The 21,924-nt window shown below is 65.9% G+C and carries 11 protein-coding genes; 8 read left to right on the top strand and 3 right to left on the bottom strand.

Annotated elements, in window-relative coordinates; translation table 11 throughout:
* Positions 1–7 precede the first annotated feature (7 nt).
* Positions 8–12,847 (top strand): filamentous haemagglutinin family protein, encoded by a 12,840-nt coding sequence (locus tag CFB46_RS27930; protein ID WP_373558207.1) that lies wholly within the window; start codon positions 8–10, stop codon positions 12,845–12,847.
* Positions 12,848–13,179: 332 nt separating this feature from the next.
* Here CFB46_RS27930 and CFB46_RS27925 read toward each other — a convergent pair whose 3' ends face one another.
* The gene (locus CFB46_RS27925; RefSeq protein ID WP_089501983.1) at positions 13,180–14,514 is read right to left on the bottom strand and encodes a substrate-binding domain-containing protein; all 1,335 of its coding nucleotides are present in this window, start codon (positions 14,512–14,514) and stop codon (positions 13,180–13,182) included.
* Between the two features lie 663 nt (positions 14,515–15,177).
* Here CFB46_RS27925 and gspF point away from each other — a divergent pair.
* Complete coding sequence (gene gspF, locus CFB46_RS27920; protein WP_089501982.1) at positions 15,178–16,395, top strand: type II secretion system inner membrane protein GspF; 1,218 nt, start codon at positions 15,178–15,180, stop codon at positions 16,393–16,395.
* Between the two features lie 8 nt (positions 16,396–16,403).
* On the opposite strand, the gene CFB46_RS27915 is transcribed toward gspF, so the two are convergent.
* Positions 16,404–16,850, bottom strand: a complete 447-nt coding sequence (locus CFB46_RS27915) for a type II secretion system protein N (protein WP_089501981.1) — start codon at positions 16,848–16,850, stop codon at positions 16,404–16,406.
* Positions 16,851–16,914: 64 nt separating this feature from the next.
* On the opposite strand from CFB46_RS27915, the gene gspG reads away from it, so the two are divergent.
* The 6 genes from gspG to CFB46_RS27885 all read left to right on the top strand — a co-directional run bounded on the left by gspG (position 16,915) and on the right by CFB46_RS27885 (position 20,942).
* Complete coding sequence (gspG, locus tag CFB46_RS27910) at positions 16,915–17,394, top strand: type II secretion system major pseudopilin GspG (protein WP_089502391.1); 480 nt, start codon at positions 16,915–16,917, stop codon at positions 17,392–17,394.
* Positions 17,395–17,398: 4 nt separating this feature from the next.
* On the top strand, positions 17,399–17,905 hold the full coding sequence (locus tag CFB46_RS27905; RefSeq protein ID WP_227789524.1) for a GspH/FimT family pseudopilin: 507 nt from the start codon (positions 17,399–17,401) through the stop codon (positions 17,903–17,905).
* Between the two features lie 194 nt (positions 17,906–18,099).
* The gene (locus tag CFB46_RS27900; RefSeq protein ID WP_089501979.1) at positions 18,100–18,846 is read left to right on the top strand and encodes a secretin and TonB N-terminal domain-containing protein; all 747 of its coding nucleotides are present in this window, start codon (positions 18,100–18,102) and stop codon (positions 18,844–18,846) included.
* Between the two features lie 6 nt (positions 18,847–18,852).
* A complete protein-coding gene (locus CFB46_RS27895) occupies positions 18,853–19,401 on the top strand; it encodes an RNA polymerase sigma factor (RefSeq protein ID WP_011354683.1) in 549 nt (182 codons plus the stop codon).
* 11 nt (positions 19,402–19,412) lie between these two features.
* Complete coding sequence (locus CFB46_RS27890) at positions 19,413–20,408, top strand: FecR family protein (protein WP_027780981.1); 996 nt, start codon at positions 19,413–19,415, stop codon at positions 20,406–20,408.
* 273 nt (positions 20,409–20,681) lie between these two features.
* Positions 20,682–20,942 (top strand): FecR/PupR family sigma factor regulator, encoded by a 261-nt coding sequence (locus tag CFB46_RS27885; RefSeq protein ID WP_227789523.1) that lies wholly within the window; start codon positions 20,682–20,684, stop codon positions 20,940–20,942.
* A 142-nt stretch (positions 20,943–21,084) separates the two neighbouring features.
* Here the strand turns inward: CFB46_RS27885 and CFB46_RS27880 are convergent, their stop codons facing one another.
* Positions 21,085–21,897 carry a hypothetical protein gene (locus CFB46_RS27880; protein WP_089502390.1) on the bottom strand — a complete coding sequence of 271 codons (813 nt, stop codon included), beginning with the start codon at positions 21,895–21,897 and terminating at the stop codon, positions 21,085–21,087.
* Positions 21,898–21,924 lie beyond the last annotated feature (27 nt).

The following is a 21,924-nucleotide window of genomic DNA, read 5'->3' as shown; positions in this document are numbered from 1 at the left end:
AGTCGCCATGTCGCTGCCATTCGCGCTTCGTATGGTCTTCGGATTCCAGCGGCCTGTTTCAGGCGCAACGACATGTGCGGTGCCGGACCGGCGCCGCATGCAAATTCCTAGCATCGGGGTGGAAAGAATGGCAGCACGCGCATGTACGGAACGGCAACCTCGCGCAACGGCCTCACGGTCGGTCCTGAAATCGGAACTGAGCCCGCTGTACCGGGCGGTCGTGCTGATGCTCGCGGCGGGCGTGTCGGCGCATGCGCACGGGGCGGGCATCATGAACCTCGGGCAGGCCACCGCACGTGCGGCGGGCGGCGGCGCAGGCGGTGCCAGCGGCATGCCGGGCGTGCCGAATCTCGGCGTGTCGCCGCAGCAGGCGCTGCAGGCCAGCCAGCCGTCGATCCGCAACCTCGGTTATGCGGCACATGCGATCGCCGCGCAGATCGCCGCGCAGCAGAATGCGGCGGCCGCGGCGGCGAAGCTGCCGTCGACCGTGCCGAACGGGCTGGCGCCGGGCGGGCTGCAGGTGGCGGCGGGCGCGTCGGGCGATACGAACAATCCGGTGCTGTGGTTCAACGCGAACGCACCGACGCAGAATACCGACGCGAACGGCCACGTGAACGTCGACGTGAAGCAGACCGGGCAGAACGCGGTGCTGACGTGGGAGACGATGAACGTCGGGCGACAGACGACGCTGAATTTCGATCAGTCGGGCGGGACGCAGACGAATGGGGCGAACAACTGGGCGGTGCTGAACCGGGTCAACGATCCGAGCGGGCGGCCGAGCCAGATTCTGGGGAACATCACCGCGCAGGGGGCGGTGTATGTGATCAACCGGAATGGCGTGCTGTTCGGGGCCGGGTCGCAAGTGAATGTGCATTCGCTGGTGGCGTCGTCGCTCGATGTGCTGAACATGAACAATTACAACCAGGCCCTGGTCAACAAGGTCCCGGTTGTGACGGACAACAGCCTCGCGCAGGACGCCGCCGGGATCGTTGCGAGCAACAAGCAGTTCCTGAGTTTGCCGGCCGGGACGACGGGCGGGCTGGCGTATCAGGAGTCGGGCAGTTCGGCTGGGGTGAATGGCAACAGCACGGTGCCGAACGAAGTGCTCGGCCTGGGCAACCAGGTCAACCTCACGTCGGCCGGCCAGTATCAGCCGTGGGGCGACGTCACCATCGAGCAGGGCGCCTCGATTACCACGCACGCGAACGGCAATGCGAGCGATGGCGGCTTCGTGATGATCGCGGCGCCGAACGTGACGAACGCTGGGCATATCAAGGCGACGGACGGCCAGGTGGTGCTCGCGGCCGGTGTGGGGGTGAGCCTGCGGCCTGCCGGCGGCCTGCAGATCAATCCGCAGGTGCTGCTGCCGGAGCTCAGCGGAAAGATCGCGCTGCTCGGCCCGAACGGCCAGACGACCGACATCACGCCGGCCGGCACGCTGACCAATACCGGCATCGTCGAAGCCGCGCGCGGCAACGTGAACCTGCTCGGCAGCCGCGTCGCGCAGAACGGCGTGGTAGGCGTGACGACGAGCGTCAACTCGCCGGGCACAATCACGATTTCCACGGTCGACGAATACCAGTCCAACAATCCGACCGGCGCCGGGTATCTCGGGCAGGGGATTGTGACGACGAGCCCGCAAAGCACCGGCAGCACCACGAATCGCGCCGGCCTGCTGAGCTTCGGCCCCGATTCGGTGACGGCCGTGATGCCGGACGGCAACGGCCAGACGACGCCGTCGACGCCCGGCGCGACCTTCACGCCGGGCAGCATCGGGATGACGGCCGGCTCGGTGTGGTTCCAGGGCGGCTCGCTGATCGAGGCGCCCGGTTCGAAGGTATCGGTCGGGGCACTGGCGCCGTCGGCATCGGGCGCCCAGGCGCCGGCCGGTCAGACTGCCGTACCGGGCCGGATCTATGTCGACAGCGGCGCGACCATCGACGTGTCGGGGCTCGCGAACGTCGAGGTGCCGATCGCACAGACGCTCGTGACGGTCGATCGCATCGGCCAGAACGAACTCGCCGATTCGCCGCTACTGCGCAACGGGTTTCTGTTCGGGTACAAGAATCTCGTGTTCGACAGCACGCTGACGGGCACGCGCAGCGACGGCGTGTCGTGGGTTGGCAGTCCGATCCTGAACCTGTCGGGCTATGTGAACCTGATTCCGCGCGCCGTCGACCAACTGCTGACCAATGGCGGTTCGATCACGTTGTCGGGCAACGAGGTGATGACCGCGACCGGTTCGTCGATGAACCTGAACGGCGGCTACGTGCACGTCGACGGCGGAATCGTCAACACGACGCGGCTGGTCGATGCCAACGGCGCAATCGTGCCGATCGACAAGGCGAGCCCGTACGACACCTACGTCGGCGTCGCAGGCCAGTTCACCGAATCTCATCCGCGCTGGGGCGTGACGAAGTCCTGGTACAACCCGCTGCAGACGGCGGGCACGTATCAGGGCGACTACATCGTCGGCGGCAACGCGGGCACGCTCGATATCTACGGGCTGCAGTCCACGGTGCTTGACGGCGACATCAGCGCACAGGCGTTCGGCGGCGCGAAGCAGATGCAGGGCAACAGCCTGCCGAGCGGCGGGACGTTCAACCTCGGCGCCGATCCGAAGCTTGACGGCGCCGCGCTGGTGCACCTGACGTCGAACAACATAGACGTTGCGTCGGGCACCGCGGGTCTGGTCGTGCTGCAGGACAAGGCGCCGCAGCTTGCCGACATCGCGCCGGGTTTCTCGATCGACACGCCGCTCGACAAGACGGCACTGCAGGCGTTGCCCGCGACGGATCCGCGCAATGTGCTCACGACCACCGTGGTGCCGGTCGCGACGTTGAACAACGGCGGCTTCGCGAACCTGAACGTGACCGAGGACAAGGCAGGCGGCAAGGGCGTCGTGGTGCCGCAAGGCACGCAACTGAACTTGCAGCCAGGCGGCTCCATCACCATCAACAGCCCGGTGGCCGGTACCGACGTCAACGTGGCCGGCCGCCTGTCCGTGCGGTCCGGGGTGATTTCGATCACGAGCGGCGGCAACGTGATCGTCGGCCCGCAGGGTGTGATCAGTGCCGCGGGACAGTGGGTGAACAACGACGTGCAGGCGGCACCGGGTACGACGCCCGGCAACAGCCAGTTCATCAACGGCGGCAGCATCACGCTCTCCGCGTTGCTCGGATCGAACGTTATCGGCGGCGCGCTGGTCGGCGACACCACGGGTTCGGTGCTGCTGCAGCCAGGTAGCGTACTGGACGTATCGGGCGGCGGCGAAATGCTGTCCAACGGCCAACTGCTGATGCAGAACGGCGTGCCTGCCGGGCGCGGCGGAAACGTGACGTTGCAGACGTATTCCGCGACACCGACGAAACAGTTTGTCGGGGCGGACGGCGCGCCGACCTTGCCCACCGCACAGCCGACGGCCGGCACGGTCGCTCTGGGCGGCACGATCCTGAGCGAAGGGTTTTCGGGCGGCGGCACGCTGACGCTGGAGGCGCTCGGATTCCGGATCGGCGGCGCCGAAGCCGCCGCGTCGCCATGGGACGTTTATCTCCCGGAAACCTTCTTTGCACGGCAGGGCTTCGGCAAATATGTGCTGAATGCGTACTACGACACGACGGTCGCGCCCGGCGCGTCGGTTGCCGTCACGCAATTGAATCGTATTCCCGACATGTTCGCGCTTCAGCAGGCGGCCACGGGGGCGAACCTGGCGGCAGGCAACCTGACCACGATCGGCCAGCTCGATGCCTATCACCGACAGGCAACGGATCTCGTTTTGACGGCCGGCAACGATACGTCGTGGCGGCAGGGCCAGCGTCCTACCACACCGTCGTATCCGGGCGTCACCGGTGCGGTCACGCTGTCGGAAGGCGCATCGATCCACGCGGATGCCGGCGCGAGCATCGGCCTCGGCTCGCCGGCGCAGGTCACGGTACTCGGCTCCATCGTCGCGCCTGGCGGGTCGATCACGCTGAGCGCGGACGGGAGCGGCACGAATGCGCAGGCCGGGCAGCTCAGCACCGGTTTCATGAGCGCGAGCCAGTCGGTCTGGCTCGGCGCGGAGGCTTCGCTCGACGTATCGGGCACGGCGTTGGCCAATCCGCTTGCGGCGCCGGTCAAGATCGGCGCGACGACGGTCGTGCCGAACACGGGCAAGGTGCTGGCGGGCGGCTCGGTCACGATGTCGAGCGATACGGGTTACGTGGTGGCGCAGTCGGGCTCGAAAATCGATGTATCCGGCACGTCGGCGAACCTGGACCAACTTCAGTCCAACGGTACTTACGCGTCGCAGTCGGTATGGAGCGATGCCGGCTCGATCACGTTGTCTGCTGCGAACGGTCTGTTCGCGGACGCAACCCTCGCGGGTCGGCCGGGTGCCGCTCAGGCTCGCGGCGGCACGCTGATGATCCTGCCCAGCCAGACCGATGGTTCCACCGGCACCGCGCTCGTCGTGCGGCAAGCGGGGACGCTCGTTCCGTCTGGGCTGATGCCTGGACAGAGTTTGGCGTCGGCGATAGACCCGACGACCGCGTCGCCGATCGGGCAGACGAGCGGCGTTATCCAGTTCGCTGCCGACCGGTTGAACGGGTCCGGCATCGCGAACCTGATACTCGGCGGTACTACACCGCCCAATAGCGTCGGCGTGTCGGCGACGCCAATCCTGTTTGCGGGCGACGTGACATTGGCGCTGCCCGAATCGGTGACGTTGAACTCGGGACGTATCGCCGCCATCGGCATGGGGCAGCTGTCGTCGCTGTTGTCGACGCCTGCGCGCAAGGCCGACGGGACGCTTGCGGCGGCCGTCGACGGCTTGCTCGCGCAACCGCAGCCGTCGTTGGGCACGACCGTCGAGATCGATGGGCCGTACGTTGCGTTGTCGGGGCCGCGCATCCAGTCACAGTCGCCCCAGTTCAAACCGGTCGCGGCCCTGTCCGATGCGACGCTGAACGTGAACGCATCGTTCATCGATCTGAAGAACCAGGCTCAGCTCAACAATTTCGCACGTGCGAACTTCACGAGCAGCGGCGATATACGCCTGAGCTCGACGAACGCGGGTCCGTCCGCGGCCGGCACCGCGCCGGGAATGCTTTATACGCCGGGCAACCTGACGTTCAACGCGGCAGATCTGTATCCGTCGACCGGCAGCACCTTCATTGTCGACGCGGTGGGCCCGACCGATTCGGCCACGGGCAAACCGGCGCCGACGACGGTCACGTTCGCGTCGAACGGCGTGTCGGGCACGCCGTTGTCCGCAGGGGGTGTGCTGCTGGTCGATGCGACGAACATCGTGCAGGGCGGCACGGTGCGCGCGCCGTCCGGCACGATCGTGTTTGGCGTGGGCGATCCGTCGAATGCGGCTACGCAGGTCCAGTTTGGCGGGTTGCCGCTGGTCGCGACGGATTCGGTGAAGCTGGCGAGCGGGAGCGTGACGTCGGTCTCGAACGGAGGCTTGGTGATTCCGTACGGCACGACGATCGACGGGGTCGAGTGGCAGTTCAATCCGCTTGCCGGCAACACGGCGCTCGACCTGAGCGCGCCGCCCGCGAAATACGTGGGCGTGAACGGCAGCAATGTCGCGCTCGACAAGGGCGCGACGATCGACCTGTCCGGCGGCGGCGACCTGCAGGCCGCCGAATGGGTGCCGGGCACCGGCGGCACGCGCGACGTGCTGTCGCAATACAACGTGAGCTATGCAAGCGGCAAGGGCGGCACGGCCGTGCCGGTCAATGTCGGAGCCGGCAACGTTTATGCGATCGTGCCGGGCAAGCAGTCACCGGTCGCGGCGTATGACCCGATCCTCGCGCAGACGGTTCAGCCTTCCACCAACGCAAACGGCACGGCAACGACCGCGACGGCGACGATGGGCGTCGGGCAGGCGAGCCTGACCGATCCGGTCGGCAAGGCCGTGTATCTGTCGGGCGTGCCGGGGCTGGCGCCCGGCTACTACACGCTGCTGCCGGGCAAGTACGCGACGTTGCCGGGCGCGTATCGCGTCACGGTGTCGAACACGGCCGGCAATCTCGTGCCGGGCGCGAGCCAGGTGCTGCAGGACGGCACCGTCGTGACGGCCGGCTATTTCGCCGACGCGTTGACGGGCAGCCGAAGCGCGACGCCGACGCTGTTCAACGTGCAGTCGAACAGCGTGTGGCAGCAGTACTCGCAATACACGCTGACGGGCGCGAACGCCTATTTCACGAAACTCGCCGCGACGAAGGGCAACGTGACGCCGCCGCTGCCTGTGGACGGCGGTCAGCTGGTGCTGGCGGCGACGAAGGCGCTGACGCTGGGCGCGACGCTGAATGCGGCCGCCGGCGCGGGCGGCGCACCGGCCCAGGTCGACATCGCGTCGCAGGAGATCCAGATCACCGGTAATGGCAGCGCGGCGCTGCCCGGCTATCTGCAGATCGGCAGCGACGCGCTCGATTCGCTGAACGCGGGCAGCCTGCTGATCGGCGGCACGCGCGCGGCGACGACGAGCGGCGTCACGATCACGCCGATCGCGAACAGCGTCGTCGTGTCCAACGACGGCAACACGGCGCTGAAGGGCCCCGAGATCCTGCTCGTCACGAAGACCGACGGCAGCGGCACCGATCCGAACGCGGCGAACGGGTTGCGCGTCGATGCCGGTGCGTCGATCGCCGCGCAGGGCGATTACCCGGCCGCCAAGGATCAACCGATCGCGATCGTTGGCGACGGCGCATTGCTGCGCGTGTCGAACGGCACGATGGCGCCGTTGTCGCGCACCGGCGGCACGGGCATGGGCCTGATGTCGGTCGGCGCAGGCGCGACGCTCGCGGGCGGCCAGGCGCTGCTGCTCGATTCGTCCGGCGATCTGAAGGTCGATCCGTCCGCCGTGCTGTCGGCCAAGGCGATTACCGCAGACGGGTCCGCGATTACGTTCACCAGCGCGAGTGGTGCGTCGGCGGCGAGCCTGCCGGGCTTCGTCGTCGATCCGGCCGGCCTCGCGCAGTTCGCGAACGCGCAGCAGGTGACGCTGCGCAGCTACGGCGCGATCGGCTTCGTCGGCGACGTGAACGCGACGTTCGGCAACAGCGTCGATCTGAGTGCGGGCACGTTCACGAGCGATGGCGGCCACGTCACGCTGAATGCGCAGCGGGTCGCGTTCACGAACGAGATGGGTGCGGCGCCCGGCACGACGACGGCCGGAAACGGCACGCTGACGGTCAACGCGAAAGAGATCGACTTCGGCACGGGCACGAAGGCGGCAAGCGGCTTCGGTTCGGCGGTGATGAACGCGACGGGCGGCATCGTCGGGCAGGGCACGGGCACGTTCGATTTCGGTGCATTGCCGGTGACGCTCAATGCACCGGTCTACCTTGCCGATACGAGCTCGGCCGCCACCGTGAAAACCACGGGCGCACTGACGCTGAACGGGGCGTCGGGTACGGCATTGAAGCGCGATGCGGTCGGCGGTGCATGGACCTTCATCGGCGGTACCGTCGTCGACAACGGTGCGACGATCAGCGCGCCGGCCGGTAACGTCACGCTCGAAGCGACGACCGGCAATCTGACGATCGGCGGCGGATCGACGGTCAGTTCGGCAGGTGTGTCGAAGCAGTTCTTCGACGTGACGCGCTACGCGCCGGCCGGTTCGATTGCGCTGACGGCCGATGCCGGTACCGTCGATGTGCAGTCCGGCTCGACGCTCGATTTTTCCGGGGCCAGTGGCGGTGGCGCGGCTGGCAGTCTTTCGCTGTCGGCGCCGCAACAGGTCGTGAACCTGAACGGCACGATCAAGGGCGGCGCGGCGGGCGGCTATGCGGGCGGATCATTCTCGCTCAATACGGGCGGCGCGGCCGATCTCGATGCGCTGTCGAAGACGCTTGCATCGAGCGGCGTGAACGAGGCGATCACCGTCCACACGAAGACGGGCAACCTGACGCTGTCGCAGGGCAACACGCTGACCGCGCACTCGGTGCTGCTGACGGCCGACGGCGGTTCGGGAAGCTCGGCCGATACGGCGAACGGCAACGTGAACGTGCTCGGGACGATCGACGCGTCCGGCAAGGCGGGCGGCGAGATCGACCTGTACGGCCGCAACGGTGTGGACATCGAAGGTTCGCTGCTGGCGCGCGGCTCCGATCCGAACCAGCGCGGCGGCAAGGTGAATATCGGCACGACCGCAATGTTCGATCCGACGATCGTCGATGCAAACGGCAACTCGGTCGCGTACAACGCAACCTATGGTTACGAGAATATCCTGCGTGCGAACGCGGGCGCGATCACGCTCGGCGCGAACGCGCTGATCGACGTGTCGGGTGGAACGGCCGGCGGTTTGTCGGGCGGCACGGTGAATTTTCGCGCGCCGCTACTGGCCGATAACGGCGTGAAGCTCAACCTGCCGGATACGTTCAACGACGGCAAGGGCATCGTCGGCTCGCGCGCGACGACGCTCGAGGCGTATGCGGTGTGGAGCACGACGGACGCGACGACGGGCGCGCAGCACTTCGACGGCGTCATCGACCCGGCGGGTTGGTATGACAAGAGCGGGCATCTGCTGGCCGGCACGTTTTCCGCGCAGGGCACGTCCGGCACGCCGGCGACGTTCGCGTTCGCACCGGACGGTTCGGGTGGAGGCACGCTGACGAATCAGGCGACGGGTGTATCGTCGACCGTTACGCAGGTGCAGCTTCAAGGCGGCGATAAAGACATTGGTTTCGGCGGACTGAACAACATGTACTTCGCGCCCGCGAGCGGCGGCGCGAACACGGATCATCAGACCTTCTACGGATATCAGAACGGCGATGCGTCGACCGCGGCGCCGGGCACGCTGATGGGGTTTGTACAGCACGGGCTCGATACGCTGGTCGATCCATTTGCCGGCAGGAACATCGCGAATACGCGCATCGTGCCGGGGATCGAGCTCGACAACCCCAGCCCGGCGATCAACGGTGGCGATATTCAGGTGCTGACGAACTGGAACCTCGGGGCGGGTACATCGCCGACGAATCTCGCGTTCCGGTTCGACGGACAGGCGCCGGTCGTGACGCTGCGTGCCGAGAACAACGTGAAGGTGAAGGCGAGCCTGTCGGACGGGTTCTTCCAGATCGCGAACCCGTTGGGTGGCGGTGGGACGATTCCGGTGCCGCCGTTGTCGACGTTGGCAGCGGCACAGACGATTTATGGCGCGTCGGCGGGGCACTATGGATACGGGCTCGCGTTTTGGACGAGCTATGGTCTGGCGTCCGGTCCGGGGCAACCGGTCGGAGGTGCGCCAGACGAAGTTGCCGAATACTATGCACTTTATACGGCGTACGCGAATTACCTGGATCAGAACGCGACGAGCTTTTCGTCAGCGCTAGGACCAAACTTTCCGTTGGACGACACTATTGTTGAGACCATTTTCCTGTTTCGGACCGGCAACCACAGCACGATGCTGCCCGGTCAGCCAACGGCTCCGATTGCACCGCTCGCAGCCGAACAGGCATCGAATCCCGCGTCCTATCTGATCTATCTGAATCAGTATCAGAAGTATCTGTCCGATTCTGTACAGTTTGTGGTTCAGCACGGGAATCAGTACCCGTTGGTAACGCCTCTTGCGGCACCGATCGCTCAGTCCGTTGCAGTAATTGGGACCCCGACGATCAGCCTTCCTGCCGTGACGGACAATACGCCGTCTCCGACGTCCATTGCGGCTGTTCCAATTCCGCTTGCGTCGGCTTCGCTGACGGGCGGCCCGAGCAGTTCCTTCCGTGTAGTGGCAGGGGCGGATCTGAACAGCACGAATCCGCTGGCGCTTCAGGCGCGGACCGCAGGAAGCGGATCGAACGGCAAGAGCGTGACCTTCGACGGGCATACGACGTTCGTCGACAGCAACGGTCTGGCAATTCTGGCGCCGACGATGATACGCACCGGTACCGGTTCGATCGACATCTCGGCCAGCAATGACATCGCGCTGTTCGACAGCAGTTCGATACAGCCGAACAGTCCTGACCTCACCGTTCCCGGCGTGATTTACACGGGCGGCGCGCCTGCGGCGGGGGCGCCGGCCGGCACGGGCCTGTCGATCATTCATGGCCTGAACAACAATCCGGATATTCTGGTGACGTCCGCCGTCAATCCGGATTCGGCCGGCGATATCACGATTCGTGCACAGGGCGATATCACGGGCGCCGAGTATCTGACCGATGTGAACGGTACCGTGACCGGACGTCCGGGCGCAAATATCAGCCAGTTCTGGTGGCAGTGGATGCAAATCGGCAATCCGACCGGCCAGGTCGGCGCAATCAATCCCGCGACGCAGATCGTCCAGTCCTCGATCAACTTCGGTGCGTTCGGTCAGGGTGTATTGAGCGCTGGCGGGAACGTGTCCGTGTCGGCGGGTGGAAATATCTCCGACCTGTCGGTGTCGTTGCCGACCACGTGGTATCTGACTGGTTCGAACACGGATAACCCGACGGTCAATACGGTTGGCGGCGGCAATCTGACGGTGCGTGCTGGAGGGGACATTCTGAGCGGTGGCTATTTTGTCGCGAAGGGAACCGGAACGATCACGGCAGGTGGGAAAATCGGCGCGGATATTGCTGTGCCTTCATCATTTGACGGCCAGCCTGCCGTCACGATAGATACGCTGCTGGCGACACAGGACGGCGTGCTCGACGTAAGCGCGCGACAAGGCGTCAGCATCGGGCGTGTGTTCGATCCGTCGTATGTGCAGAGCACTGCGCTGTTGACCGCATATAAGCAACAAGCCGACATGAAGGGCTATTCGTCGACGTCCGCCGTCAATATCCTGTCGACGACGGGTGACGTCGCGATCGGCACACTCTCGGCAGTCAGCCTGATCGGCGGCGGAGCGACCAATGCGGAGCTGCCGGGGGTGAACGATTTGTCGTCCATTCTGCCGGCGTCGGTGAATCTGACCGCGCTTTCCGGTGGCATTACGGTGGCGGCGAGCGGCGTGCTCTATCCGTCGGCGTCCGGCGACCTGAGCCTGATCGCCGACCAGTCCGTCAACCTGTCGAGTATCAACGGATTGATTGTCAGCGGGTTTCCGGCGTTCGGCATGCTCGACGTCGATCCGTCCGCGATGCCGTCACCGGCGGAGCCGAATGTTCTTGTCGCGAACCCGACGATTGCATCGGCGGCGGCTCATGATCCGGTTACCCTGCATGGCGACGATACTGTACCGGCGCGGATCTACAGTTTGAACGGCGACATTGTCGATAGCGTACCGGGGAATGCGTCAATCTTGAATGTCGTGGTTCCAGTGGTGATCGACAAACCGGCGTTGATCCAGGCCGGCCGGGATATCGTCAATTTGTCCTTCCTGGGACAAAATCTGCGCAGATCCGACGTGACGCGGATCGTGGCGGGGCGCGACATCTACGATACGCCCGCGTCGGGCTTGCCCACGCTGAATGTCGGCGGTCCCGGCACGTTCGACATCGAAGCCGGCCGCAATATCGGACCGTTGACCAATCTGTCGGGCATAACGAACGCGACCGGCATAACCACCGGTATCAACGCGATAGGCAACGCAAACAATCCGTATTTGCCCCACGAGAGCGCGAACATCAATGTACTGTTCGGTGTCGGGCCGGGTATCGACACCGCTTCGTTCGTCTCGACGTATGTCGATCCGGCGAAGTCCGTGCCGGGTGTTTCCAGCGCGACGCCCGCGCTCGTCACGTTCATGGAGCAATACGAGGCGGGGCTCTCGGTCGACACGGGGCTGGTCAACGATCAGCCGGCGATCAAGCCGTTGAGCGCGGACGCGGCCTGGGCGAAATTCAAGGCGCTGCCGCAGTATGTCCAGCAGCTCTTTGCCGAGCAAGTGTTGTTCAAGGTCCTGACCAGCATCGGCGAGGATTACAACAATCCCGCCAGTCCGTACTATCAGAAATACGCGCGTGGCTACGAGGCGCTCAATACGATGTTTCCCGCTTCGCTGGGCTACACGGCAAACAATCTCGGCGGCGGCAGCAACGGTGCGAACAAGTTGATCGATACGGGCGACCTGGACATTCGCAGCACGACCATCCAGACACAACAGGGCGGTAACGTATCGATCCTTGGCCCGGGCGGGCAGGCGCTGATCGGGAGTACATCCGCACCGCCTCAGATCGTCGACAGTGCGACCGGCAAGACGATTGCCGGGCCCGGAACGATGGGTGTCCTCACGCTCGAGAAGGGTGACATCAACATCTTTACGGACCGCAGCGTGCTGCTCGCCCAGAGCCGGATCTTCACCGAGCAGGGCGGCGACATGACGATCTGGAGTTCGAACGGCGACATCAACGCGGGCAAGGGTGCGAAGTCGTCGGCGGATACACCTGCGCCGCAATACGTGTGCGACGCGAATCACTATTGCACGGTCGACGCACGCGGGCAGGTCACGGGCGCGGGCATCGCAACGTTGCAAAGCGTGCCGGGTGTGCCGATCGGTACGATCAACCTGATCGCACCGCGCGGCACGGTCGATGCGGGCGATGCGGGGATTCGCGCGGGCAACCTGAACGTCGCTGCGTTGCGCGTGGTGAATGCCGACAACATTCAGGTGACCGGCAAGGCGACCGGCATCCCGCTCGTGCAGGCGGTGAATACCGGTGCGCTGACGGCTGCGAGTGCGGCCGCATCGGCTGCCACTCAGGTGGCGCAGGATATCGCGAAGAACAACGCGGCCGGAGGCGCGGTGCGGCGCTGGACGATCTCGGTGCAGGTCGAAGGCTTCGGTGATGCGGGTGGAGACGGCGCGAAGAAGCACAAGCAGCAGGTCGGCTACGATTCGTCGAACGCGGTGTCGATTCTTGGTTTCGGTCAACCCGGGGCCACGCAACGGGCCACGTTGACATCCGAGGAGCGTGACAGGTTGGGCAAGATCTGATCGAGGCGAAGCGTTGCGCGACGCGGGCTGCCGGTAGCATCGGCGCTCGCGTTTTTTATTCAGGCGCTGTATGGAGCGTTCGATCAGAGGGGGAGTGTCTCCAGCGACCCGGATTCGTGTGGTTCGATGAGCAGAACGGAATGATCCATATTGATAGCTCGTTCGCCCGGACCTTTACGTGTCGTGAGACGATGCTGCCTCTCCGATTGTAATGAAACGGGCCAGGAAGTTGCGGACCGCCCGATGAACAGGTTGGTGGCTATCAAATAAAACTGCGCCCCTGGTAACCCAGGGGCGCAGCAGTCTGAAGCTCGGTAGTCAGCGTGTCGACCTTAGCGGCCGACCACCGTACCCGTGCAGACGCTCGCGTTGCCGATGTCGAGGTTCCACGTGCTCGCGTTGCTCAGGAAGTCGTTCGAGATGGCCGTCTGGTAGTTCGACGGAACAGTGTCGAAGCCGTTGCCATGAACGATCGCCGCGAAGCTGGCGTTCGTGTAGTGGCTGTTCAGGAAGTCATGCACTGCTGTCTTAACCGTCGCATCCTTGTAGCACTGGCTCAGGATGATCTGGCTGGTGCCGGAAACCGGGTAGCCCGATACCGGGTTGCCGGCGGCCGGCACCCATTGCGAAGGATCCGAAGCGCCGGCCTTGAGTGCCGGCGGCTTGACCGTACCGAGTGCGGTCGTCGCATTCGCATACGTCGGTGCGTAATACGCGCTGTTCTTCGCGTTCACGAGGCTCGCCACCGGCAGTTGCAGCGCGCCGGCCGACGTCACGACCGTGCTCGACGGTGCGAGGAACGTGTTCGTGTAGTCCGGGCTCAGGTATGCGATGGCTGCCGTACCGGCCGACGAGAAGCTCGCCACGGCGTTACGCACGCCACCGCTGCCCGATGCCGCGACGAAGTTCGCCGGCACCGTGCCGCCAGGGAACGATGCCGTGAACGTCAGCGAATCGGCGAACGTGACGCCCGCGTTCGTGTTGGTCGTCGTACACACGGCGGCCAGATGGCGCGTCAGCAGTTCGGTCGTGCCGCTGCCGTCCGCGCGATAAACCACCTTGATCGGCGTGCTGGTCGTCGTGTACGGCGAGCCGGTTTCCGGATTGATCAGCGCATTGGTCCGGACGCCGTTGACGATGGTGCCGGCCCAATCGGTGATACGACCCGAGAAGATCCCGCACAGGTCGTCGTCGTTCAGCGCGATGCTATGCGCTTGACCCGGCGTCGTTTGCGGCGTCGTCGTGCTCGTCACGGCCGGGCCATTGACGACCGGCACCGTGATCGGCGTGACGATGTACGGGATCTGGATCAGCGGGCCGTTGGTCGCGCCGAGGCCGGCCTTGTACGACGTGAGCTGGGCGGTCGACAGGGCCGCATCGCTGTTCGCGAAGTGGACCGTGCCCGTGACGCCCGAGCCGAAGAACGTCGGCTGGTTGTTCAGGAACGCGTTCTGACCGGCGCCCGAACCCACCGAGTAATACGTGAACGAGCCTTCGGCGGTGCCGAACAGGCCGATTTCGGTCGCGGTGTTGCCGATCGCGCCGATGGTCGGGGCGACGAGCGACGAACCGCCGCCGTGGATGTCCGCGGCCATCGCGGCCGTGGCGCCCAGACCGGAAACAACGAGAGCGAGGACTTGACAGATCTTGCGCTTGCTGGATTTCATGAGAAATTTCCTTGAACGAAGATAAACGGGAACCCCTGCTACTGCGGTTGGAATGCTTATGGACCGCCGCGTAAATGTAGGTGGAAATCCGAATAACGCGTGTGAATTTTTCATAACGAATGGTGCGTAACATTTTTATCGAGCAAGCCATTGCGTTATTCGAATTGATAAAGTGCCGATCGGAGCGTCATTCGGCGCGAGTTGGAGCGTCCAGATACTGGGATTTAGCCGGAGTCGTTCGACGGAATGCTTGCGGGAGCCCGCTTCAGGCTTGGTGGAGGCCGGTGACGTAGCGTGCGGAGCCAGGCAGCGCTATCCCAACTTCACGACGGTTTCGTGGCGGATGTTACGGAACATTGTGCACGTCGACGAATATCTTCCACTTCGATGTATTTTTTCTGCTTGTCGCACGAATCTGTAAATGGAAGGTCGGGCAAGGTCGCATTGTATTTAATGTGTGATCGATTAATTGTCCGGATAAGCTTGAAATCGTTTTTACGTTATAAGAATAACGACGCCAGGTAATAAGCCCCGTCAAAAAGGTAGCCCAACATCCGTCACAAATTTGCGCCGGTTCGCTCCGTAGTCTTCCCCGGCGACTCCGTCCGGCATGCAGCGCGACGCCATCGAAAGCAGTCGCGTATGTGACAGGAGAGCACCGACATGTCGGCATTCCGCTACGAAGCGATCGATCCCACCGGCCGCACGCTGAAAGGCGTGCTCGAAGCAGACAGCGCACGCGCCGGCCGCAGCCATCTGCGCACGCAGGGGCTCACGCCGCTCGTCGTCGAACTGGCCGCGCAGCGTCTGCACGGCGAGCGTCATCAACGCCTGTCGCTCGGCCGCAAGCTGTCGCAGCGCGAGCAGGCGATCCTCACGCGCCAGCTCGCGAGCCTGCTGGTCGCAGGTCTGCCGCTCGACGAATCGCTGTCGGTATTGAGCGAGCAGGCCGAACGCGAATACATGCGCGAGCTGATGGCGTCGATCCGCGCGGAAATCGTCGGCGGCCATTCGTTCGCGAACGCACTGAGCCAGCATCCTCGCGATTTCCCGGAAATCTATCGCGCGCTCGTCGCGGCCGGCGAGCATACGGGCAAGCTCGGCGTCGTGCTGTCGCGCCTCGCCGACTACATCGAGCAGAGCAATGCGCTGAAACAAAAGATCCTGCTGGCGTTCACGTATCCCGGCATCGTCACGCTGATCGCGTTCGGCATCGTCACGTTCCTGCTGAGCTACGTGGTGCCGCAGGTCGCGAACGTGTTCACCAGCACCAAGCAGCAACTGCCAACGCTGACGGTCGTGATGATGGCGTTGTCCGATTTCGTGCGGCACTGGTGGTGGGCGTCGCTCACGGCGACGGTCGCGATCGTCTATGCGATCCGCAAGGTGCTGTCGCGCGATGCGCCGCGGCTCAGATTCGACACGTGGGTGCTGACCGCGCCGCTCGCCGGCAAGCTCGTGCGCGGCTACAACACGGTGCGCTTCGCGAGCACGCTGGGCATTCTCACGGCGGCCGGCGTACCGATCCTGCGTGCGTTGCAGGCGGCCGGCGAGACGTTGTCGAACCGCGCGATGCGCGCGAACGTCGACGACGCGATCGTGCGCGTGCGCGAAGGCTCCGCGCTATCGCGCGCGCTGGCCCATACGAAGACGTTCCCGCCGGTGCTCGTGCACCTGATCCGCTCGGGTGAGGCGACGGGCGACGTGACGACGATGCTCGATCGCGCATCCGAAGGCGAATCGCGCGAGCTGGAGCGCCGCACGATGTTCCTGACGAGCCTGCTCGAACCGCTGTTGATCCTGGCGATGGGCGGCGTGGTGCTCGTGATCGTACTGGCGGTGATGATGCCGATCATCGAGCTGAACAACATGGTGCAGTGATGCGCGGCTCAGCGCACGAACGCGTTGGCCTTCTCCGCGGCGGGCAGCGCGATCTCGTGTTGCAGCCCGTTGCGGTCGACGACGATCGAGCGCGCGCGAACCTCGGCAAGCTTCGCGGTGTCGCCGATCGCCGCGCCGAGCGACACGACGCGCGATGCTTCGCCGCCGACGCTGACGATCGCAGCGGCTCGGCGTGCATCGAAGGCGAGTACGCCGAGCAACTGGATGGCATCGCGGCCGCCGTCGGGTTTCGCGCCGAACAGCCGTGCGCCGGCTGCAACGTCGACCGACGTGGGCGGCGGTGCAAGCACTGCGACCGGCGTATCGGCGCCGCTCAATACGCGCACGGCCCACAGCGACACGGCGGCGAGTGTCGCGGCGGCGGCGAACGTCGCCGCGAGCTGCACGAGATCGGTGCGGGACGGCGCGATGCGAAGCAGGTCGAATGGTTTCATGGCGACGGGTCGATGCGATGGACAGAAGACGTTTTCCATTCTTTGCTGCGAGGGTGAATGCATGATGACGGGCCTCAACGAAACCCGAACGTCGTACGCCGGCCACGCGGGCAGACAAGCGCGTCGCCGCACGCAACGCGGCTTCACGCTGATCGAGATCATGGTGGTGGTCGCGATCCTCGGGATTCTCGCGGCGCTGATCGTGCCGAAGATCATGAGCCGCCCGGACGAAGCACGCCGCATCGCCGCGAAGCAGGACATCGGCACGATGATGCAGTCGCTGAACCTGTATCGACTCGACAACGGCCGCTATCCGTCGCAGGAGCAGGGGCTGACCGCACTCGTGCAGAAGCCGACGGTCGACCCGGCACCGAACAACTGGAAGGACGGCGGCTATCTGGAACGGTTGCCGAAGGATCCGTGGGGCAATGCGTATCAATACCTGAACCCGGGCGCGCACGGCGCGATCGACGTGTTCAGCTACGGTGCGGACGGCAAACCGGGCGGCGAGGGCAACGATGCGGACATCGGTTCGTGGCAGTAACGGCATGTGCATTGTGAAGCGGCCGATACGACACACACGCGTTCCGCGTCGCACGGCGGCGGGCTTCACGCTGCTGGAGATGCTCGTCGTGCTCATGATCGCCGGGCTGCTGGTTGCGGTCGTGACGCTCGCGCCGTCGCGCAACCGGCGCACCGATCTGGCGGAGGAGGCGCAGCGCCTGGCGAACCTGCTCGAATCGGCCGGCGACGAAGCGCAGGTGCGCGCGATGCCGATCGCATGGCAGCCGGTTGGTGGCGGCTATCGCTTCGTGCAGCGCACCGAAGGCGGCGCCTGGGCGCCGATGACCGACGACCTGTATCGCGCACGCCGCTGGGGCAGCGAAGTGACGGGCGTGTCGGTGCATTACACGGGCGGCGGCGAAGCGCCGTCGCGGATCGTGCTCGGCAGCGAAAGCATCGACGTGCCGGTGACGATCACGCTGTGGTCCGGCGATGTGCGGATGGCCGTTGTCGGCACGGGCATCGGCAACTTCGTCGTGCGCCGGCCCTGAGCGGCGGGCGTCGTGGTTCGCGTGCGATCCGGCGATGCACGAAAGCGGTGCGGCGCGATTGAGTCGCGCGGCGATACGCTTCACCGGACTGTCACAGTGTCCGCTCACAATCTGTCGTTCGCTTGCGGCCGAACCGCTAACGGGGGTTTGCGTTCCGGCACGCGGCGTGCAACTCCACTTCCGTCCAGGGATTCATGACTCGTTCACGGGCGCCGACCGGTGTCCTGGCGCTCGTCGCGTGGCTCGCGTTCGTCGTGCTTTGCATGCGCGGCGTACAGGCACAGGAGACCGGTTCCACCGGCCGCCAGCCGGGCAGCGCGGTGCATTTCGATCTGCCCGCGCAGCCGCTCGCGAAGACGTTGCGGGATTTCGCGCGGCTCACCGAGCTGATCGTGCTCGCGCCGGCGCCGCTGCTCGACGGGCGTACGAGTGCGCCGGTGCAGGGCGATTTCGTGCCGCGCGACGCGCTCGAGCGGATGCTGGCCGGAACGGGGTTGAGTGCGAAATTCTCGCGCCCGGACGAAGCGATCATCGTCGCGCAGCCGGCCGCCGAGACGCCGCCCGCTCCGGCCGGCACGCCGGCGGATGCGGCGCTGCCGATCGACGGGATCGGCGATTCCGGCGATCGGCGCGCGTTCGCGGGCCTGCTGCAGGCGCACCTGATCGATGCGCTGTGCGCGCAGCCGGCGGCGGTGCCGGGCAGCTATCGACTCGTCGCGCAGGTGCGCATCGACAACAGGGGGGCGGTGGTGGCGGTCAACATGGTGGCATCGAGCGGTTCGGCCGCCCGCGACGCGGCGGTGATGCGCGCGCTGCGCGCGCTGAAGCTGGACGACGCACCGCCTGCGGACCTGCCGCAGCCGGTCACGATCCTGCTGCGCCCGGCCGGCAACGGCGTGCATTTCCGTTGCCCGGCGCCGCAGCCGGTCGTTCGGGGCTAGGCCGCCATGTCCGACAGCAACCGCTCCGGGCTCCGGAATCTGCTGGCGACGCGCTACGCGTATCTGGTCAGGCGGCTCGAACGCGTGACGGGGTCGAAGGACGGCGCCGCCGATGCACTGCACGAAACCTGGCTGCGCCTCGAGAACGCGAACGTCTCCACGCAGGTGACGAACGCGGACGCTTATATACTCGGGATGGCGAACAATGTCGCGATCGACCAGCATCGGCGCGAACGGCGGCATCTGCACGACGACGACGTCGAGACGCTGCTGGAGATGCCCGATGAACTGGCCGATCCCGAGCGCATCGTCGCGGCGCGCCGCAAGGTCGAGACGCTGAAGGACGTGCTGCGCGGCCTGCCGCCGCGGCGCCGCGCGATCCTGCTGGCCGCCCGCGTGGACGGCCTGCTGAATCGCGAGATCGCCGAGCATTTCGGCATTTCGCTGCGGCTCGTCGAAAGCGAGCTGAGCGCGGCGATGAAGTACTGCCTGCAGCGCATGCAGGAAGACGGCGATCCGTACACGGGCACGCGAGGCGGCCCGCGCAAATTTTGAGCATCCGGACGATGACGAAAGCCCAGGCCCAACCTGCCCACGACGAACTCGACGAAGCGAGTGCGTGGCTGCTGCGTCTGCGCTCGGGGGACGCGAGCCAGGCCGATGCCGACGCGTTCGAGCGCTGGTGTGCGGATCGTCCGCAAGCCGCCGATCTGCTGCGCGGCACCTGGAGCTCGCTGCGCACGGCCGCGACCGAACTCGCGCACGAGGAGCGCACGGCCGCTGCCTGGGCACATGTCGCCAGGCGCGAACGCACGATGCGCACCGGGCGGCGCGCGTTCATCGGCTTCGCGGTCGCGGCGGGCGCGTCATGGCTCGCGGTGCGGCCGCCGATGCAGCTGTGGCCGTCGCTCGGCGACATCGCGGCCGATTACCACACGGGTACCGGCGAGCAGCGCAGCGTCGCGCTGTCGTCGCGCGTCACGGTCGAACTGAATACGCAAACGCGTCTCGACGTGCTGCCGGCAAGCGATGCCGCGCATGGCGTCGAAGTCGTCGCGGGCGAGGCGGAAATCGACGCGGTCGCGCCGCCGGCCGGCCGCGCGACGCCGATCCAGCCGGTCACGGTGGTGGCGGGCGGCGGCCGCATGCGGGCGCTGGTCGCGCGCTTCAACGTGCGGCGTACGGGCTCCCAGGTCTGCGTGACGTGTCTGTCCGGAACGGTCACGCTCGAGCATCCGCGCGGCGGGCGTACGCTCAGTGCCGACGATCAGGTCGTCTACGACGACCGCGGCGTGCAGCCGGTGTCGCGGACCGATCCGGGCGCCGTCAGCGCGTGGCGTCGCGGCATGCTGGTGTTCAACGGCGTGCCGCTGTCGGACGTCGTCGACGAGATCAACCGCTACCGGCGCGGCAAGGTCATCCTGCGCAGCGCGTCGCTCGGCGCGAACCGAATGCAGGCGCAGTTTCCGATCACGCGGCTCGACGACGTGATCGACATGGTCGGCCGCCTGTACGGTGCGCACATCACGCGCCTGCCCGGCAACATCGTGCTGCTGAGCTGAGCTGAGCTCAGCTGCTTTCTCCGCGTTCCGCTTTCCTTCCTTTATCCCGCTTCCTTCAGGCCGCTGCTCCGCCTGCCGCTCGGTTGCCCGCGTTGCGGGTTACGGCGCGTCGATACGACCTTATCCATGAGGGCCGGCAAACGCCGGGCTGTCACACGTGACGGCCCGGCGGGGCGTCGTCGGACCCGAGGCGTGGGTGGCAAGCGCCCCGGCCGCGCAGCGATGCGCGATGGGGGGATGTGTGTCGAGGGAGCTTCGGGCGGTGGCGTGATCATGAACGAATCGCAACGGGATACGGATTCCGGCGACGCGGACACGCGCGCCGACGCGATCCGCGAGGGCGCGGTGCGCTGGCTGCTGTGGCTGCGCGCCGGCGACACGACTGAACAAGAACGCGACGCTTTCGGGCGCTGGCGCGCGCAGAGCGACGAGCATGCGCGCACGGTGCGCGAGCTGATCTGGATGTGGGCCGTGCTGGAGACGGTCGGTCGTCCGGAGCCCGGCGAGCCGGGCGGGTCGACGCGCACGCATTGACGCGCCGCATGGGCGTTGCAAGAAAGTCTGCGGGTTAGGCGGAGCCGCTGCGACCTTGTATATGAGAGAGCGAGGGGCCGTGAAGAGGGGCGGTGGCGTGGAGACCGGGGAACGGGGGCCGGAATGGCCCCCGGATCGCCCGTCATGCACGATGGTCGGCGCGCGCGCCGCTCCACGCGGCATCGAGCGGATCGTCGGCGTCGCGCAGCGGCTCGCGCAGAAACGGAAAGCGTTCGACGAACGGTGCGGATTCTTGCAGGGCCACGATATGGTTGACCATCCATTGCAGCAGTTCGCCGCCGTGCCGGACCTGTTCCGGGCGCCAGTCCGGCATCGTCGAGAAGAGGGCGGAGAAGCCGCTCCAGCGCGACGGGCGGTCGTTGTCGCCGGGGCGGAAATAGGTATTCATCGCGACGTCGCGCGCTTGCGTCAGCGTGCCGACGAACAGCCCGTGCGGCGTCGGCACGCCGATCTGCTGCCAGCCTTCCGCGATCGCCAGCGAGCGCATCACGCGCGCCGCGACGAACGCGATGCGCGTCTCATGTTCGATTTCCGCAAGCGACATCACGCCGTTGCGCTGCATGCAGCGCGCGACCGCGTGCGGCCGGATCACGTTCGACGCGAAACTGCGCAGCACGAGGTCGGGCACCGTCAATTGAAGCTGGAATTCACGCAAACCGTGCTCGGCGCTCATCGTCGAGAAATGAACGAACAGCCCTTCTGCGTGACCGAGCGCGCCGACGTACGGTTCGAGCCCGAGGCGCACGAGTTTCGGCGCGATCTGACGTTCGAGCAGCCGCAGCAGGTTGCGGCGATTGCGCACGCCCTTGAAATCGTCGAGGCCGCGCGTGACGACATCGCTGATCTCCCAGCGGCGCTCGTCGGCGATGAGCCGCGGCGAGCCGCTCAGGTCGAACCGGGCGCGGCCGTGCGCCACGCGGGGATCTACGTACATGCCGGTGCCTCGTGCATTGATTTCGGG

The sequence above is a fragment of the Burkholderia sp. HI2761 genome, assembly GCF_002223355.1.
Classification (GTDB): Bacteria; Pseudomonadota; Gammaproteobacteria; order Burkholderiales; family Burkholderiaceae; genus Burkholderia.
This window is presented reverse-complemented; position numbering and strand designations above follow the sequence as displayed.

Excerpts from the sequence above, each read along its gene's own strand:
- CFB46_RS27930 (WP_373558207.1), top strand. The coding sequence starts at position 8 with ATGTCGCTGCCATTCGCGCTTCGTATGGTCTTCGGATTCCAGCGGCCT.
- CFB46_RS27925 (WP_089501983.1), bottom strand. The coding sequence starts at position 14,514 with ATGAAATCCAGCAAGCGCAAGATCTGTCAAGTCCTCGCTCTCGTTGTT.
- gspF (WP_089501982.1), top strand. The coding sequence starts at position 15,178 with ATGTCGGCATTCCGCTACGAAGCGATCGATCCCACCGGCCGCACGCTG.
- CFB46_RS27915 (WP_089501981.1), bottom strand. The coding sequence starts at position 16,850 with ATGAAACCATTCGACCTGCTTCGCATCGCGCCGTCCCGCACCGATCTC.
- gspG (WP_089502391.1), top strand. The coding sequence starts at position 16,915 with ATGACGGGCCTCAACGAAACCCGAACGTCGTACGCCGGCCACGCGGGC.
- CFB46_RS27905 (WP_227789524.1), top strand. The coding sequence starts at position 17,399 with ATGTGCATTGTGAAGCGGCCGATACGACACACACGCGTTCCGCGTCGC.
- CFB46_RS27900 (WP_089501979.1), top strand. The coding sequence starts at position 18,100 with ATGACTCGTTCACGGGCGCCGACCGGTGTCCTGGCGCTCGTCGCGTGG.
- CFB46_RS27895 (WP_011354683.1), top strand. The coding sequence starts at position 18,853 with ATGTCCGACAGCAACCGCTCCGGGCTCCGGAATCTGCTGGCGACGCGC.
- CFB46_RS27890 (WP_027780981.1), top strand. The coding sequence starts at position 19,413 with ATGACGAAAGCCCAGGCCCAACCTGCCCACGACGAACTCGACGAAGCG.
- CFB46_RS27885 (WP_227789523.1), top strand. The coding sequence starts at position 20,682 with ATGAACGAATCGCAACGGGATACGGATTCCGGCGACGCGGACACGCGC.
- CFB46_RS27880 (WP_089502390.1), bottom strand. The coding sequence starts at position 21,897 with ATGTACGTAGATCCCCGCGTGGCGCACGGCCGCGCCCGGTTCGACCTG.